15 protein-coding genes and 1 tRNA gene are annotated in these 15,159 nt (G+C 63.4%); 9 read left to right on the plus strand and 7 right to left on the minus strand.

All coding sequences use genetic code 11. The features are described 5' to 3' along the window. Window positions 1–40: 40 nt before the first annotated feature. Both ACVW17_RS06100 and ACVW17_RS06105 read right to left on the minus strand, forming a co-directional pair. The gene (locus ACVW17_RS06100; protein WP_456796866.1) at window positions 41–1,081 is read right to left on the minus strand and encodes an alpha/beta hydrolase; all 1,041 of its coding nucleotides are present in this window, start codon (window positions 1,079–1,081) and stop codon (window positions 41–43) included. 93 nt (window positions 1,082–1,174) lie between these two features. Beyond that, on the minus strand, window positions 1,175–2,254 hold the full coding sequence (locus ACVW17_RS06105) for an LLM class flavin-dependent oxidoreductase (RefSeq protein ID WP_456796867.1): 1,080 nt from the start codon (window positions 2,252–2,254) through the stop codon (window positions 1,175–1,177). A gap of 431 nt (window positions 2,255–2,685) precedes the next feature. Between ACVW17_RS06105 and ACVW17_RS06110 the strand changes: the two genes are divergently transcribed. After that, a tRNA-Arg gene (locus ACVW17_RS06110) sits at window positions 2,686–2,762 on the plus strand. 249 nt (window positions 2,763–3,011) lie between these two features. On the opposite strand, the gene ACVW17_RS06115 is transcribed toward ACVW17_RS06110, so the two are convergent. The 3 genes from ACVW17_RS06115 to ACVW17_RS06125 form a co-directional block, all read right to left on the minus strand. Next, a complete protein-coding gene (locus ACVW17_RS06115) occupies window positions 3,012–3,905 on the minus strand; it encodes a hypothetical protein (RefSeq protein ID WP_456796868.1) in 894 nt (297 codons plus the stop codon). Window positions 3,906–4,174: 269 nt separating this feature from the next. Beyond that, window positions 4,175–5,440 carry an MFS transporter gene (locus ACVW17_RS06120; RefSeq protein ID WP_456796869.1) on the minus strand — a complete coding sequence of 422 codons (1,266 nt, stop codon included), beginning with the start codon at window positions 5,438–5,440 and terminating at the stop codon, window positions 4,175–4,177. 90 nt (window positions 5,441–5,530) lie between these two features. Further along, on the minus strand, window positions 5,531–6,388 hold the full coding sequence (locus tag ACVW17_RS06125; protein ID WP_456796870.1) for an alpha/beta fold hydrolase: 858 nt from the start codon (window positions 6,386–6,388) through the stop codon (window positions 5,531–5,533). A 169-nt stretch (window positions 6,389–6,557) separates the two neighbouring features. On the opposite strand from ACVW17_RS06125, the gene ACVW17_RS06130 reads away from it, so the two are divergent. The 4 genes from ACVW17_RS06130 (at window position 6,558) to ACVW17_RS06145 (ending at window position 9,969) form a co-directional block, all read left to right on the plus strand. Further along, entirely contained in the window at window positions 6,558–7,016 is a 459-nt protein-coding gene (locus ACVW17_RS06130; RefSeq protein ID WP_456796871.1) for a winged helix-turn-helix transcriptional regulator, read from the plus strand. Between the two features lie 422 nt (window positions 7,017–7,438). Further along, on the plus strand, window positions 7,439–8,599 hold the full coding sequence (locus ACVW17_RS06135) for an alpha/beta hydrolase family protein (RefSeq protein ID WP_456796872.1): 1,161 nt from the start codon (window positions 7,439–7,441) through the stop codon (window positions 8,597–8,599). Window positions 8,600–8,824: 225 nt separating this feature from the next. After that, complete coding sequence (locus ACVW17_RS06140; protein WP_456796873.1) at window positions 8,825–9,328, plus strand: RNA polymerase sigma factor; 504 nt, start codon at window positions 8,825–8,827, stop codon at window positions 9,326–9,328. After that, on the plus strand, window positions 9,325–9,969 hold the full coding sequence (locus tag ACVW17_RS06145) for a hypothetical protein (protein ID WP_456796874.1): 645 nt from the start codon (window positions 9,325–9,327) through the stop codon (window positions 9,967–9,969). The genes ACVW17_RS06140 and ACVW17_RS06145 overlap by 4 nt, the downstream gene beginning before the upstream one ends. A 116-nt stretch (window positions 9,970–10,085) precedes the next feature. On the opposite strand, the gene ACVW17_RS06150 is transcribed toward ACVW17_RS06145, so the two are convergent. Further along, complete coding sequence (locus ACVW17_RS06150; RefSeq protein ID WP_456796875.1) at window positions 10,086–10,964, minus strand: LysR family transcriptional regulator; 879 nt, start codon at window positions 10,962–10,964, stop codon at window positions 10,086–10,088. Window positions 10,965–11,124: 160 nt separating this feature from the next. Here ACVW17_RS06150 and ACVW17_RS06155 point away from each other — a divergent pair, with 160 nt between their 5' ends. The 4 genes from ACVW17_RS06155 to ACVW17_RS06170 all read left to right on the plus strand — a co-directional run bounded on the left by ACVW17_RS06155 (window position 11,125) and on the right by ACVW17_RS06170 (window position 14,555). Further along, window positions 11,125–12,018: an NAD(P)-dependent oxidoreductase gene (locus ACVW17_RS06155; protein ID WP_456796876.1), complete on the plus strand. Its 894-nt coding sequence runs from the start codon at window positions 11,125–11,127 to the stop codon at window positions 12,016–12,018. Next, window positions 12,015–12,941, plus strand: a complete 927-nt coding sequence (locus tag ACVW17_RS06160; protein WP_456796877.1) for an AEC family transporter — start codon at window positions 12,015–12,017, stop codon at window positions 12,939–12,941. Before ACVW17_RS06155 ends, ACVW17_RS06160 begins: the two co-directional genes overlap by 4 nt. Window positions 12,942–12,972: 31 nt before the next feature. Then, on the plus strand, window positions 12,973–13,602 hold the full coding sequence (locus tag ACVW17_RS06165) for a DsbA family protein (RefSeq protein WP_456796878.1): 630 nt from the start codon (window positions 12,973–12,975) through the stop codon (window positions 13,600–13,602). A gap of 125 nt (window positions 13,603–13,727) precedes the next feature. After that, window positions 13,728–14,555 carry a crotonase/enoyl-CoA hydratase family protein gene (locus ACVW17_RS06170; RefSeq protein ID WP_456796879.1) on the plus strand — a complete coding sequence of 276 codons (828 nt, stop codon included), beginning with the start codon at window positions 13,728–13,730 and terminating at the stop codon, window positions 14,553–14,555. A 39-nt stretch (window positions 14,556–14,594) separates the two neighbouring features. Here the strand turns inward: ACVW17_RS06170 and ACVW17_RS06175 are convergent, their stop codons facing one another. Then, window positions 14,595–15,035 (minus strand): hypothetical protein, encoded by a 441-nt coding sequence (locus ACVW17_RS06175; protein ID WP_456796880.1) that lies wholly within the window; start codon window positions 15,033–15,035, stop codon window positions 14,595–14,597. Window positions 15,036–15,159: the final 124 nt, after the last annotated feature.

Raw genomic sequence — 15,159 nt, forward strand, 5'->3', positions numbered from 1 at the left:
ACCTTCCCGGAAACCGGTGTCCGCCTTTCCGGATCATGCCCTAGCGCGCGGCCTCGCAGCCGGGGATGTCGAACACCGCGGTCAGGCCGCAGGGCGAGTTGAGCATCTTGCCGCCCTCGTGGCCGACGCCGGGCACATCCCACACGCTGTGGTTCGGCGTGCCGCCGTCGCGGGCGGCCATCGCGGCGACATAGGAGTGGCCGCGCGCGTAGCGGTACGGCCCCTCGGCCTCCGCCATGCAGGATTTGTCGAGCGCGGGATGATCGGGGTTGGTGTCGAGCGTGCCCAAGAGATAGATCACGCGGCGCGCGACATAGGCCTGTTCCAGTGCGGCCGGTGTCGGCGCGGCGAGATAGGGCGGCCGATCGTCCATGCCGAACTTCCAGCTGTTATAGCCTTCGCATGTCGCCGCGATCGCGGGCTCGGGCCGCTCCTTGGTGAAATACGCATAGGAGGACGGATTGGCGACCACATAGCGCACGCCGATGCCCTCGCGCAGCAGCACCTGATCGCCCTTCACTGCGATCGCATAGCGCTGCACCACCTGGCCGCCGCCGGAATGGCCGAACACCACGACCTGCTTCAGGTTCGGAAACAGCTTGCGGTCGCCGAGCCTGGCGAGGATCGCATCGAGTGCCTCGAACGAGCTCGCCGGGCCAGGCGCGATCGCGGGCTCGCCGCCCTGCCAGCCATAGAGGCTCCAGCGCAGCGTCTCCGCCGGCAGCTTGAACGCCTCGACGTCGGGCGCGATCAGGAACTGCGGCGCGATCATCAGCGTGTGCTTGCCGACATCGCCGGCCGCCGCCTGCGCGCTCAGCGCCGCGCGGAAATAATCGTCGGCATTGCGCAGCACGCCGTGCAGCACCAGCACCGCGCGGGTGACGTCGGGCAGCGGACTGGACCAGTCGGTCGAGAGATAGAGCGGAAACGTCGCACTGCCGACGGCGATGCGCCCGCTCGCGATCTCCTTGACCGGCTTCATGTCGCGCTCGGTCTGTTCCGGCGTGGCGGACGCGACCGGCGCGTGCGCCGCCGTCACGATGAGCAGCGCCAATGCCGCAAGCCAGCCCCGATGATGCATGGTTCAACTCCGTTGTGCCGCAATCCCGGCCGGATCATGCCGGGCCGGGCGTCGATTCACCCGTGAATTTTCGGAAAGCTTCCGGATCATGCTTCACGCCGCGAGCCGCCCGCGATTGTTGGCGGCAAGGATCGGGCGGATCAGGCGGCCGAACCGCTCGGCCTCCTCGTCATGCAGATAGCCGGACAGGCAGAAGGAGTGGCAGCCGGCGTCGATGAACTGCTGCAAGGTCGCGGCGCATTGTTCGGGATTGCCGACCACCGCGATCCCCGCGCCGGGCCGCACCTTGGTGATCCCGGTCCACAGATGCGGCATCAGCAGGTCGCCATAGTCGCGCGCGAGCTGCTGCACGCGCTGATTGGCCTCCGAGCGATTGTAGAGCGTCTTCATCTCCAGCTTCTGCCGCTCGGTGGCGTGACGCACCAATCGGTCGGCGGCCGCCCAGGCATCGGCCTCGTTCTCGCGGCAGATCACCTGCAGCCGCATGCCGAAGCCGATCGCATGCTCGCGGTCATGCGACCGCGCCATCCGCCGGATCTCGGCGATATTGTCGGCGATGCGCTCGGGCAGATCGCCCCAGAACAGATGGACGTCGGAATGCTTGGCCGAGACCTCCCAGGCCTGCCGCGAGCCGCCGCCGAGATAGAATTTCGGAAACGGCTGCTGCAACGGACGCGGGCGGATATGCGCGCCCGAGATCGTGTGAAACCTGCCTTCGAACTGCACCGGCCCGCGCGTCGTCCACAGCGCCTTCAGGATCGAGACCTCCTCCTCCATCAGGGCGTAGCGCTCCTCCTTGGCGTAGCGCACGCCTTCGGCCTCGACCTCGCTCTCGTTCTGCCCGGCGATCAAATTGATGCAGATCCGGCCGCCCGACATCTGGTCGAAGGTCGAGATCATCTTGGCCATCAGCACCGGGTTGATGTAGCCGGGCCGCGCCGCGATCAGCGGCTTGATCCGCTCCGAGCGCGCCGCCATGAAGGCACCCGCGATCCAGGCCTCCCAGCACACCGAGCCGACCGGGATCAGGAGATATTCGAAACCGGCATCCTCGGCCGCCTTGACCACCCGCGCACAGAGTTCCGGTGAACCGGCGATTTGCGCCTCCATCGGCCCATAGGCCGTGGTGTCGCCATGCGTGGGCAGGTACCAGCCGAATTCCAGCGGACGCATGGGCAAACTCCCTCGAAAGACGGCCATTTTATCCGGCCTGTCATATGAACGCAGGCAGTTTACAGCCCTTGACCGGCCGGACAACGCCGTTGCCGACCGGGAGCCAATCAGCTAAATGAACCCCTGCACGCACCCGTAGCTCAGCTGGATAGAGCGTTGCCCTCCGAAGGCTGATGTCAACGGGTTTTGCGTTTTAGTATGAGAGAGGGAAGTCAGAAGTTTCAGGGAGTTAGTTGCCGAACCACAAGCCGATCACGCTTAACAGATTTTCGCGTAAGCACCGCGTAAGCAGTTTTGAGCGTAGTGAGGCGAACAGACGCGTAGGCCCTGAGAACCAGCGGATAGGCCGAACCGTTTGTGTCGAGAGGCCTGGTTGAATGCGACCGAACCCGTTGACCCGATCAGGTCGGGCGGGCTAGGCGAAGTGAGATGCACCCGTAGCTCAGCTGGATAGAGCGCCACCCTCCGAAGGTGGAGGCCACACGTTCGAATCGTGTCGGGTGCGCCATCTCAAGGATGGCTTCAGATTGCAGCTACATAGCGCAGTCGCTCACGAGCGTCGGGAAAGCGACGCAATGGCGATCAATCCCCAGCTTATAGCTTGCGGCGCGCCAGTCCCCGCGATGCAAGTGGGTAACCGGCCCGGGGCGGTGCGTTTTCACTAAGCGGAGAGCGAGAGGACGACGCGATACAGCTTCGCCGTGCCGAAGCGACGAAGGGCGCGATCGTTCGGGGGTTCACTTTGCGTCACTGCGGTCTATCGCGGGTTGGGTAGCTCCTTTAGGAGGCCGAGATAGCGATCGATCAGATCGGGCCCGTGCACCGGAGTCCAATGGCCGGCGATGATCATGCGTGTGGGCAGTCGCAATGCTTTTAGGTTGCGAAGCGTCCCCGGGTAGGCAGCGATGTCGGCCTTGGCGATATTGCCGAGGAATGGTTTCAGGATTGATCCGGCATCGAGGATCTGCTCTTCGGGGAAGTAGACGAAGATGTCGGCGGCCGTGTGCGAGGGGCCGAGATAAAGCAATTGAATGTTTCCGCCCTCGAAAGAAAAGCGATCTTCAACGCACCGGGAGGGTAGAGCCAATGGCAGGATGGGATATGAGGGAAAGTGACTCCGGAAGTCCTTCACCGTGTCATCCCAAGTGTGCCGCAATGCTTCGCAGGTCACCCGCGCTGCAACAACTTCAGCGTTCGTACCTTGCCAGTACGCGATGCCACCAGCCCATTCGGGATCAGGCGAGGTGACGATCACGCGGTGGACCGGAAGAGTCGTAGTTTTGTGAATCAAGCCCGCAAGTTGCTTCGCCGTCTCGGGCGTCCAGGTTGCACCGATCACGGTGACACCGTCCTTGCCTAGATACACTAGGGAGTTGGTCGCGGCATAGTTGGGATCCTGGACCAGATAGACTTTACCGGTGAGCCACTCCAATGAAATTGAAGGCGCCTCATCTGCAGCCCCTGCACTGGGTCCACTGCACGCGAACGCCGCTGCGAGCGCCATGACCACAACGCGCTTTCCACCCGGTAGGTGGCAGGCCTGCAGGCCGCTCTTCAATGCGCGCATCCTGCCGGTGAGATGGCGCACGGAGAGACTTACCCGGTCGAGCGCGCTCAGGTTCGCATGACGGTGTCCCGCGTCATCGGCCATCATGGGTCTGAAAAGGAATAACCGCACTTACACCGCCTCGGTAAATTGTATGTTGGAACCCGGCCCGTGTCATGCCCGACCCATCCTTTCGCTGACCGGTTCACTGAGGATTTCGCAGGCGTTGCGAAAAGTTCACAAGGCGGCTCGACCATCGCACGTTTCAATGGCCTGCCCGCCGCGTCGAACGCAGGCCGCATGCTGGCCCCGGTCGCCCTCACGGCCAGCGCAACAGGGAAAGGTCGCCAGTGCGAGCCCACACCGATCAGGCCTCACGGCGCACCCGTCTTAGTGGAGCGCCGCGTCGCCGCCCAAAAGGCAAGGGCAACCACATTGATCGTCGTGCCCAGGGCACAGACGCCGCCCCACCCCGCTTCAGCGTAGGCAAGGGTAGAGGCTATGCCTCCGGCGGCGCTCCCAATTGAATAGAACACCATGTAGCTGGCGACGAGACGGCTGCGCGCTTCGGGCCGAACGGCGAAGATCAGAGTCTGGCTGGTCACATGCACGGCTTGGACAGCGAGATCGAGCATGACAACACCAGCGGCGAGCGCCCAGAGCGAGACCCCGACGAGGCCGATCGGCAGCCATGCCGCGAGCATAAGCAGCAGCGAAAGCCCGGTCGTCCAATGACTGAGTCCGCGATCGGCCCAGCGACCCGCCCGGCCTGCGGCCAGCGCACCGGCCAGCCCCGCAAGACCAAACAATCCAATCGCAGAGTGCGAAAGGGACAATGGCGGCGCCCCCAAACGCAGCGCCAACGGGGTCCACAGAACATTGAAGCTGGCGAATACGAGCAAGGCGAGCACCGCGCGCGCGCGCAGAATCGGCTCCTCCCGGAACAGTGCCGCCATGGAAAAGATCAGCGCTGGATAGGACGGAGCTGCGCCCGACTTCGGACGGTGCGGTAGCGCCCGCAGCAGGAGATAGGACAGGACGAGCATGAGGCTCGCCGAACAGAGATAGACGGAGCGCCATCCTCCGACGTCGGCGAGCACGCCCGATACGACGCGGGCTAGCAGGATTCCGGCGACCACGCCGCTTGTCACGGATCCTACGACGCGTCCGCGCTCGGCGGGAGCGGCCAGCGTCGCGCCAAAGGCGACCAGCACCTGCACTACGACGGCGAGCAGGCCCACTAGGGCCATGCCGACCAGCAGGACGACGCTCGATTGCGCCAAGCCCACCATGAGAAGCGCCACGGCCGATAGTGCGACTTGGCCGGCGATTAGGGCGCGCGGAGCGAGCAGGTCCCCAAGCGGGACGATGAAGATCAGGCCGAGCGCGTAGCCGATCTGTGTCGCCGTCACAACCAAGCCAATGGCTGCCGGACTGACAGAGAATTCGCGGGCGATGGCGTCGAGCAATGGCTGAGCAGCATAGATATTGCCGACGCTGAGGCCACAGGCGAGCGCGAACAACATGACCATTCGCGGCGACATGAGAGGGCTAGCCGCCGCTGCGCATGACACAGCCTGCGAAGCCGTTGGGTCGCATTCACTGAGGACGGTTGATTGCGCCGCGCTCGCTTCGGCCATGCCTGCTCCGATTCGCCGAGTTGCCAAGTGAAACCGCAGCAGCAGGCAAACCCGCAGAAAATGCTCTCTCCGCTGCTCCGATCGGATGGGTTACAGAGAAGCTGCGAACCGACGAATATGCTCCGCGATCGCGTCGCCGCGGTCCTCAAGCGCGAAGTGGCCGGTGTCGAGGATGTTGAAATCAATCTTCTTCAGATCGTTGCGGTATGGGTAAGCTCCCACGTCCGGGAAGATGATGTCATTCTTGCCCCAGACGATCAGCGCCGGCGGCTGGTGCTTTCGAAAATAAGCGTGCCACTCGGGATAACGATCGAGGTTGGTGCGGTAGTCGTAAAGAAGATCGAGCATGATCTCCTTTGCGCCTGGTCGCGCCAGCAACGCCTCCTGGATAACCCAGCTGTCGGGGCTGACTCGCGTGGCGTCGGCAACCCCATGCGTGTAATTCCACGCGAGCGCATCTATCGACATGGCAGCGTCGCGAATGATCTTGAAATTCTCCGGCGAGGGGTCCCTCCAGAGTGCGCGTGCTGGCGCCCAAAAACTATCGGGGAGTCCCTCCTCGTAGGCGTTCGCGTTCTGCACGATGAGGAACGAGGTCTTGTCCGGCCGTCGGCTCGCGACCCGAAAGCCGACGGGGCCGCCGAAGTCCTGCATGTAGAGAGCGTACCGGTCGAGGCCGACCTGATCTGCGAACTTTTCGATAACGTCGGCCAGGTGATCGAAGGTGTAGCCGAACGTCTCGCGCGCAGGCGCATCGCTGTACCCGAAACCGGGATAGTCGGGCGCAAGGAGATGGAAGGTATCGCTGAGCCGGTCGATCAGCTCGCGGAACATGAATGACGATGCCGGAAAGCCATGGAGCAGCAGGAGCGTCGGGTTCGTCGGGTCGCCTGCCTCCCGATAAAAGATTTTGAGCCCGTCGATCTCCGTCGTCCGATAATGCGTCATGAGCCTCTCCACCGCGGCCAGGCGCCGGAATGGCGGGCCAAGTTCGGTTGCAGATTGAAACCACATGACTCATATCTGTTGCGGTTTCAATCTGCAACCTCTATTTGGAATCGAGGGCGGGTGTTGCCCCGCCTCGATCATGCCATGGCGTCTAGGAAGGCATTGCCCAGTGGGAAAGCGTACGAGTCATAAGGAGGCTACATGTCCCGTCGCGCGGCCTCTGGACGCGATCGGGGACTGGTGGTCGCTGCTCATCATCCGCGATGCCTTCGACGGTTTGCGGCGATTTGGAGAATTTCAGAAGAACCTCGGGCTCGCCAAGAACATCCTCTCCGCGCGTCTCCATAATTTGGTTCAGCACGGGATTATGGATCTCGCCCCCGCCGCAGACGGCAGTCCGTATCAGGAGTACGTCCTGACCACGAAGGGCCGGGGCTTATTTCCCCTCCTAGTCGCTCTCAGGCAATGGGGCGAGGCGTTCTGCTTTTCACCTGACGAACCGCACGTGCTGCTCGTGGATAAGAAATCTGGATTACCGGTGCGCAATCTTGAATTGCGTGCGCAGGACGGACGGAAGCTCGGGCCCGACGATACTGTCGTGCGCCCCGCTCCTGTGAAACGTCGGTGACCTGTTCGTGGTTAGCCCTCTCCACTGTGCAGGTCTGGCGCGGACAGAATATTGGCGACTTGTCGCACCCACCCTCGGCGATGCGCCAGAAGGTAAACAGGACGCATGGCGGACGGGGCGGTCACACACCTCTAGATGACAAGGATTTAATCCAGCGAAGACCTTCCCGCCCTCTCAGGGTGTTGAGACCGAAAGCGCGAATAGTACACGCTGTCGATATGAGCACAGACAGCACCGCAGAAAAGATCGCCGCCAACCGGGGCCTTGGAGAAGGACGGCGGCGAAGCGTTCGCGATCGCGCCGCCGCCGCGGTGGCGGACATTGCTCCCATACCGATGTCGCTTTATCGCGCGGGCGGCGCTTTGCGGTGACGGAACGCCGAATTCGCGCCCGCTCCAACGTTTGTCTGGGAGGTTTGATTGATGGGTCCATGCCTTGACGGCGCCCGCTTGCGCGCCGGCCTGTTTGCTCTGTTGGGGATTTCTCACCGCGAGTGGCGATCCACAATCGCCATTGTGCTGAGCGCGATCATAGCGTGCGCCACCCCGGCCGCCGCACAGGTTGCCAGCGTCGGTCAAACCAGCCGACATTTTGTCGACGAGCACCGGCGCAACTGGGACGAGACGGGGCCGCGCCCGCTTGAAACGACCATCTGGTATCCGGCAGTGGCGACGGGTCATGCTGTTGTTCCCGCCGACGCGCCGTTCGAGCTCGAAGCGGTCGAACCGGACGCGCCAGTCGCGGCGAAGCAGGCACAATTTCCCCTGATCCTGATCTCGCACGGGACAGGCGGGTGCGCCGCCGCCTTGCTCTGGATGGGGCATTATCTCGCCGCGCACGGCTACATCGTCGCGGCAGTCAATCATCACGGCAACACCTGCACTGAGAAGGGCGACCCGCGCGGCTTCATGATGTGGTGGGAGCGACCGCAGGACCTCAGCGCGGTGCTCGACCGGCTGCTGAAGGACCCGCAATTCGGGTCCTTGATCGACCAAAGCAAGATAGGCGCGCTCGGCTTCTCATTGGGTGGCTACAGCGTGATCACGCTCGCGGGCGGTCGCATCGACCGGCCTCTGTTTGAGCGCTTCTGCGCCTCGCCCGCGCGCGACTTCACCTGCGGGCCGCAACCGGAGTTCCCCGAGGCCCCCGCGCTCTTCGCGAAGATGGAGATAAGCGATCCCGTGGTGCAGGAAGCGATCCGCCATTCGGGCGACTCCTATCGCGATCCACGCATCCGTGCCGTGTTCGCGATGGCGCCCGTGTTCGCCAGCGGCTTCGAGCGCAAGGACCTCTCCGACATCAATGTGCCGATGGAGATACTGGTCGGCGCAGGCGATACGATTGCGCCGCCTAAGACCAATGCCGAACGTTATGCGGCGCTGATCCGCGGCGCGCGTCTGATCGAGATACCGGGCAAGGCCGGCCATTATGATTTCGTGCCGGTATGCAACGAGATCGGACGCAAGATGCTGCCCGAGCGGCTCTGCCAGGACGATCCATCGGTAGACCGCCGGCAAGTCCATGCGCGGGCGCAATCGCTGGCGCTGCAATTCTTTGATCGCACGCTCGCCTCCCACCGGTGAGCGCGGTTGCTCACTTGGCTGTACCGGTTCGGTCGCGAGACCGGCCGCGACGGTCGTGGATTGCAAGTACCGTGCGTTAGGCTACCGACGGGATCCGCCAGCCATGCGCGAGGTCGCGCAGCTGATACTCAGCTTGAATGGCGCCCGGTGTCCCCGGCTGTGAGATAATCGCCACGCCATCGAAATCCTCGCTATCAACGGGGTGGCGACGGGATGGCGAGAGGCATGGGAGAAGACCGCGACGCGGGCGATAGCGGCTTCGCAGGGATGCTCGCCGAATGCGAATTGATCATCCGCAAGGTCGCCCGAAGCTATTGCTGGGACGCCAACCTCCGTCCTGATTTGGTGCAGGAGATACTGCTCGAACTGTGGCGCGCATGGCCGCGTTACGATGCTACGCGGCCGGTCGGGGCGTGGGCCTATCGCATCGCGCTCAACGTAGCGATCGACTATGTCCGATCGAGTACGCGCCGCCGGCCCACGGTCGAGCTGGATAGCGAAACCGGCGACGGCGCGTCGCTGGAGCGGCAGGTCGACGAAGCAATCGTCCTCGAACGCGCGGTCAAGGCGGCTGAGCCGTTCGACCGCGCGATCCTGCTCCTGTTCCTAGATGGCCACAGCCAGTCCGACATAGCCGCGATCGTCGGCACGACCGAATCCAACGTCTCGACCCGACTGCACCGCCTCAAGACGCGGTTGGGCGCGCATTATCAGGAGAGCGCACGATGACCGACACTGACATCACGCAGCTATGGGCCGACATCAGCCGGCGCCTCGACGACCACGACAAGCTGATCCAGTCCGATCGGAATTCCCGCCGTAACCGCGCGGCGGCACGATCGGCCCGCCCCGCAATTCTCGGCCAGGCCGGTCAGATCGCGTTCGGCGTGATCATCATCCTCTTCGTTGCCGGGCTGTGGGCGGCGCTGCCGACGGACCCCGTCGTTCTCTTGTGCGGCACGCTTGTCCATCTTTACGCCATTGCCACGATCGCAATGGCCGGGCGAGCGATTGCCCTCATCAGGGCGATCGACTTCGATCGCCCATTGCTGGAAAGCCAGCTCAGTCTCGCCAGGGCCGAGAAGGCGCTGGTGCTGAGCCGCATGGTCGCGGGCCAGCCATGGTGGTTTCTGTGGGTCGCGGTCGGCGTCGTGCTGATCGGCAAGGGGGGAAGCCCTGTCTCCGCCAAGGGCACTTCGATGGCGCTGATGATGCTCGGCTTTTCGGCGCTCGGCATGATCGCGACGCTTGCCGTGCGCGCCTGGCTGATCCGTCGCGGTATCATCCACGATCCCATCGGCCGGCAGCTTACCGGCGCGCGCGATCGACTCCATGAAATCCGACATATCGCCGAGGAAACAGGGCGCTGACCGCGCGCGGGAGACCGCGTTCTATTTCGAGCGCACCTTCCGCACCATCGGCGCTGCGAAGCGCATCATCGGCCTCCGCCGCCTCGTTTCTCAAGCGCCTTTTGCAGACATTCCCCCTACGCGCTTGGGACTGTCTGGCGGACAACGGTCTCCAAAATACTCCGTAAAGCTGATGCACCAGGGGAGAGGTCATTTCGCACAATCATGCGCAGTTCGATGGACGGCAAGCGAGGGAGGCCAAATTCGTCTCCCACATCGCGTATCCCGGCTGGCACCCTGTGGGCGGTTCGAACGGTGATGCCATGCCCAAACCGGAGAGCGCCCCACACTCCTGGCAGACTGGGCGTCGTGAGGGACAAGCGCCACGGCTTGCCTTTGCGGTCCAAAGCGTGAATTGCCTCCTGTCGAAACAGGCAAGGGTGATCGAAGAGCACCAGCGGGATTCCAACCGTTTGCTTGGCCGGAAATTTCCCAAACTTTTTTCCGGCCAGCCAGAACAGCGGCAAAGACGCGAGCAGTTTTCCCGGCCTGCTGCGACCGGGCCTAAAAAAAGCGAGCGCCATATCGAGATGACCGGCGTTCACCTCGTCCTCGAGCGTGTAGTTGCGGCCGGCCCGCACTTCAACGTGCGGGCCCAGCTGTTCACGGGAAAAACGCGTGATCGCATGGGGCATCACATCCTCGAAGAAATCCTGAGGAAGGCCCATCCGGATCGATGCCGCCGCGGCCGTCGAGCCGAGCGCGACTGCCGCTTCGTCGTGCAGTTCGATGATGCGGCGCGCGTAGGTGAGTAAGGCATCGCCGGCTTCGGTCGGGACCAGTCCGCGGCCACTACGCTGAAACAGCGGATGCCCCGCCTGCTCTTCGAGGCGTTTCAATTGCATGCTCACGGCCGATTGCGAACGGCCTAGCTGCACCGCCGCGCGCGCGAAGCTTCCGAGTTCTGTGCCTGCCACAATAGTCCGCAGAGCTTCGATATCGAACGTCGGTCTCATCTACCTGATTCTGTGAAGCGACGGTTCAAAACTATCTAATATACGAAAGCTTGGTGCTTGGCTACGGTAGGGCCATCCGCGGTGAGGACGGACGTCCCTGCTGCGCCCGAAACGGGCGGTGCGGACGACATCGAAACACCACCGCGAAGGATCTCCAGACATGGCAGCTCCGACGGCGCCCGTCGGCTTCATCGGTCTTGGCACCATGGGTGAGCCGATGGCCCTGAACCTGGTTAAGGCCGGAAGGCCGCTGATCGTCTGGAACCGGTCACCTGCGAAATGCGACGCGCTGGCGAGCGCAGGCGCCACCGTGGCACGCGATGCGGCCGATGTGTTCTCGCAATGTGATGTGGTCATCTTGATGCTGGCCGACGGCACGGCCATGAACGCCGTGTTGGCGCGTGGAGAGCCAGCCTTCGACGAGCGGGTCAGGGGTCGCACCTTGATCAGCATGGCGACCGTACCGCCCGCCTTTTCGAAAGCCCTAGCAGAAGACGTGCGCACTGCCGGAGGTTGCTATGTCGAAGCGCCGGTCTCTGGTTCTCGAAAGCCGGCCGAGGGTGGCCACTTGGTGGCAATGTTGGCCGGTCACGCTGACGACGTAGCCGCGGTTCGCCCCCTGCTCGGTCCGATGTGCAGCCAGAGCTTTGAATGCGGGCTGGTGCCGGGAGCCCTCCAGATGAAGTTGGCGGTGAATGTGTTCCTGATCACCGTCGTGACGGGCTTGGCCGAAGCGGCGCATTTTGCCGAGCGCCACGGGCTCGACTTGGCGCAATTCGTGGCGGTGCTCGACGCCGGACCGATGGCGAGCGAGGTCTCCCGGGGTAAGGCGGCGAAGCTATTGAACGGAGATTTTACGCGTCAGGCCGGCATCTCCGACGTCCTGAAGAATAACCGCCTCGTGGTCGAAGCCGCGCGCGAAGCCGGCATCGCATCACCGCTCATCGACGTTTGTTTCTCGCTCTATGGCGAGACCGAGGCGTTGGGCCTCGGCAACGACGACATGATCTCGGTGATCCGGGCCGTCGAGCGCCGCACTACAGCCGGACGATGATCAGGTTCGCTCTTCTCTGCCTGCCGATCTTTGGCGTCGTGGGGCTCGGCTGGATAGCGGCGCGGGCGCGTCTCGCGACGGCCGGGGTCCTCGATGCACTCGGTGCATTTTCATTCCGGTTTGCGCTTCCCGCCCTCGTATTTCGGATGATCGCCAGCCAGCCGCTCGACCGCTCGTTTAATGCCCTCTTTTATGGCGGCTATCTCGCCGGCGGATGCCTCGTCTTCGGAGCTACGTTCTTTCTCGCACGCAGCCTCGCCCGGCAGAGCCCAGCCTCCGGAGGGGCGCACGCCACAACGGCGACGGTTAGCAACCTCGGTTTCCTTGGCCCCCCGCTCGCATTGGCTTTCTTTGGCGAGCGCAGCGCCGGTCCGCTCGCCATGGCAATTCTCGCCGAGGTCATGGTTCTTCTATCGCTGGGCGGCGCGATTATGGGCGCATCCCGCGGCGCTGGGGCCGGCATCGCTTCCTTGCTCCGCGCAACGGCTCTCAATCCCGTTGTGGCCGCGATCATATTCGGCGCGATAGCTGCGGCCGCAGCCGTCCCGATTCCCTCGCCAGTGGACCGCTTCCTGGCTTTCCTCGGCAGCGCCGCAGGTCCCACGGCTCTCTTCGCCGTTGGCGGCGCACTCGCCGTGAAACGCATTGATCGAAAGACAGCGGCCGTGGCCGCTGGGATCACAGCGGGAAAGCTCGTCTTCTATCCGCTCGTCGTATGGTGCGTCCTGGCGCAGGTGCTGCGCCTCGAATCGTTCTGGGTGCAAGTCGGCGTTCTCTTCGCCTCCTTGCCCTCTGCCGGCAGCAACTACGTGCTGGCCCAGCGCTACGCGGCCGACGAGGAGGAGGTGTCGGCGGCCATCGTGCTCTCAACGCTCGTGAGCGTCGTGACCGTCCCCATCACGGCCTGGCTGGTTCAACACTGACACGATCGAGCGCATCTGGAGGACCCATGCCATGACCGTTCCGCGGTTCTCGCCCGCGCCGCCGGAAATCGAGTTCTGGTTCGAGTTCGGCAGCACCTACAGTTACCTCAGCGTCATGCGGATCGAGGACCAGGCGCGGCGGCGGGACGTCCATATAGCGTGGAAGCCATTTTTGCTCGGCCCGATCTTTCGTGCGCTTGGTTTCGAGAACTCGCCCTTCCTCATGCAGAAGGAGAAAGGCGCGTACGCGCAACAGGACATGGCGCGTCTGTGCCGGAAATATGGGCTTTCACCCTGGATCCAGCCGACGGTCTTTCCGCGACCCTGCGTCCTGCCCTTGCGTGTCGTGCTCCTCGGCGCCAGTCAGCCGTGGGTGGGAGCGTTCTGCCGCGAGGTAATGCAGGCCAATTTCGCGCGCGACCAGGATATCAATCATCCCGGGCAGATCGCGCCCATACTGACCGCTCTCAGTCTGCCTAGCTCTGAAATTCTCGAGCAAGCCCAATCGGAGGCGATCAAAACGCGCTTGCGCGAACAAACCGACGAAGCGCGCGCACGAGGGATCTTCGGAGCCCCGACTTTTTTCGTCGGCACCGAGATGTTCTGGGGCGACGACCGGCTAGACGATGCTCTCCTCCTTGCGTCGGAAGGTCCCCGTTAGCGTACCATCGAGGGGGCGTCGGCAATCGCAGATCGCCAGCGCGACGGCCGCGGCATCGGCTGCTCTGTCGGCCCGCCCGTCACTCTGAACAGGCGGCACCCAGCCGTAAATCCTAGGAGACGTTCATGGCAGTCCGCGTCGAACGCAATGGTCGGGTACTCACGGTCATTCAAAGTCGCCCCGAAGTGCGTAACGCTGTCGACTCCGAGCACGCAGACGCGCTCTTTGAGGCTTTCGTTGCCTTTGACGCCGACGATGCGGCGGACGTCGCGGTCTTCTGGGGAGAGGGCGGCGTATTTTGCGCCGGGGCGGATCTGAAGAGCCTCGCGGCTCGCGGCATCGCGACCCCCGCAAATAGGAGCACGCACCGGTCGCTGGACTTCCCCACCGACGACAGCCAGCCGCCGCGTGGACCGATGGGACCAACGCGGCTCAACCTAAGCAAGCCGGTGATCGCGGCGATTGAAGGCCCCGCGGTGGCTGGAGGTATGGAGCTCGCACTCTGGGCCGATTGCCGCATCATGGCCGAAGACGCCTTCATGGGCGCCTACAACCGCCGTTGGGGCGTGCCGCTTACCGACGGCGGGACCGTGCGGCTCCCTCGTTTGGTGGGACAGGGCCGCGCTCTCGAACTAATCATGACTGGCCGTCGAGTCGATGCAGATGAGTGTTTGCGGATCGGCCTCTGCGAGCGGGTTGTGCCGACGGGCCAAACACGTCAGGCCGCTGAAGAAATGGCCAGCACGATCGCTGGCTTCCCGCAGCTCTCGTTGCGCGCGGATCGGCGCTCGGTCTATCTGCAGGATGGCCTGCCAGAACGCGCGGCGCTTGAGAAGGAGTGGTACAACTGTTCGGGCGTCTTCAAAGCAGAAGGCGCGGAGGGGGTCGCTAAGTTTGCGGAAGGCGCTGGACGCCACGGGGCTTTTGATCCCGCCGTGCGCCGCCGGGGGTGACACGCTTCCCTAATGACCTGAGTGCCTTACCCTTTGTGTCTAGACCCGGACATTCACGCCGATGGTCTGGCCTTGGTTCTGCTGCATGATCGACATGGCCGATTGCAGCATATTCAGGGTCGTTTCGTCATTGCGCGATAGCGCGCCCTGAATGCCATCACGAACCTGCTGCGTGAAGTCGTACCGCCTGCCGTCATTCGCGGCCGGCAACTCACCACCGCTGCCACCTACCGGAATTTTCATGGTCATCGCCATGAAAGGCTGGCTGTCATCGAGGGACATTTTCCCGCTGCGAATCTGACCGTTGACCCAATCGCGCATTTCCTGTCGGGTCATGCTGCTGAAATTTGCTTGCTTGGTGCTATCGGCTTGGGTGGCGTTTAATGTGGCCGTAAAGGACGTGGGGGTCGAGCCGCCGGAGGCAGTCGCCTGCGGACGTTGGCTTGCGTATAGGTAGCTGGTGCTTGCATCAATTCTCATCAAACCTTCCTTTACGCGGTAATCACGACATTACGCTCTGCAAACCTTGTGCCGGGGTTGCGCATCCTATCATCGCCATGAATAAACAGCCTTCATTTCCCATGCACCCGCGCCTTTGAAGGTC

The sequence above is a fragment of the Bradyrhizobium sp. USDA 4473 genome (assembly GCF_054063335.1).

Coding starts and splice junctions, on each gene's coding strand:
- ACVW17_RS06100 (WP_456796866.1), bottom strand. CDS start 1,081: ATGCATCATCGGGGCTGGCTTGCGGCATTGGCGCTGCTCATCGTGACG.
- ACVW17_RS06105 (WP_456796867.1), bottom strand. CDS start 2,254: ATGCGTCCGCTGGAATTCGGCTGGTACCTGCCCACGCATGGCGACACC.
- ACVW17_RS06115 (WP_456796868.1), bottom strand. CDS start 3,905: ATGGCCGATGACGCGGGACACCGTCATGCGAACCTGAGCGCGCTCGAC.
- ACVW17_RS06120 (WP_456796869.1), bottom strand. CDS start 5,440: ATGGCCGAAGCGAGCGCGGCGCAATCAACCGTCCTCAGTGAATGCGAC.
- ACVW17_RS06125 (WP_456796870.1), bottom strand. CDS start 6,388: ATGACGCATTATCGGACGACGGAGATCGACGGGCTCAAAATCTTTTAT.
- ACVW17_RS06135 (WP_456796872.1), top strand. CDS start 7,439: ATGGGTCCATGCCTTGACGGCGCCCGCTTGCGCGCCGGCCTGTTTGCT.
- ACVW17_RS06140 (WP_456796873.1), top strand. CDS start 8,825: ATGGGAGAAGACCGCGACGCGGGCGATAGCGGCTTCGCAGGGATGCTC.
- ACVW17_RS06145 (WP_456796874.1), top strand. CDS start 9,325: ATGACCGACACTGACATCACGCAGCTATGGGCCGACATCAGCCGGCGC.
- ACVW17_RS06150 (WP_456796875.1), bottom strand. CDS start 10,964: ATGAGACCGACGTTCGATATCGAAGCTCTGCGGACTATTGTGGCAGGC.
- ACVW17_RS06155 (WP_456796876.1), top strand. CDS start 11,125: ATGGCAGCTCCGACGGCGCCCGTCGGCTTCATCGGTCTTGGCACCATG.
- ACVW17_RS06160 (WP_456796877.1), top strand. CDS start 12,015: ATGATCAGGTTCGCTCTTCTCTGCCTGCCGATCTTTGGCGTCGTGGGG.
- ACVW17_RS06165 (WP_456796878.1), top strand. CDS start 12,973: ATGACCGTTCCGCGGTTCTCGCCCGCGCCGCCGGAAATCGAGTTCTGG.
- ACVW17_RS06170 (WP_456796879.1), top strand. CDS start 13,728: ATGGCAGTCCGCGTCGAACGCAATGGTCGGGTACTCACGGTCATTCAA.
- ACVW17_RS06175 (WP_456796880.1), bottom strand. CDS start 15,035: ATGAGAATTGATGCAAGCACCAGCTACCTATACGCAAGCCAACGTCCG.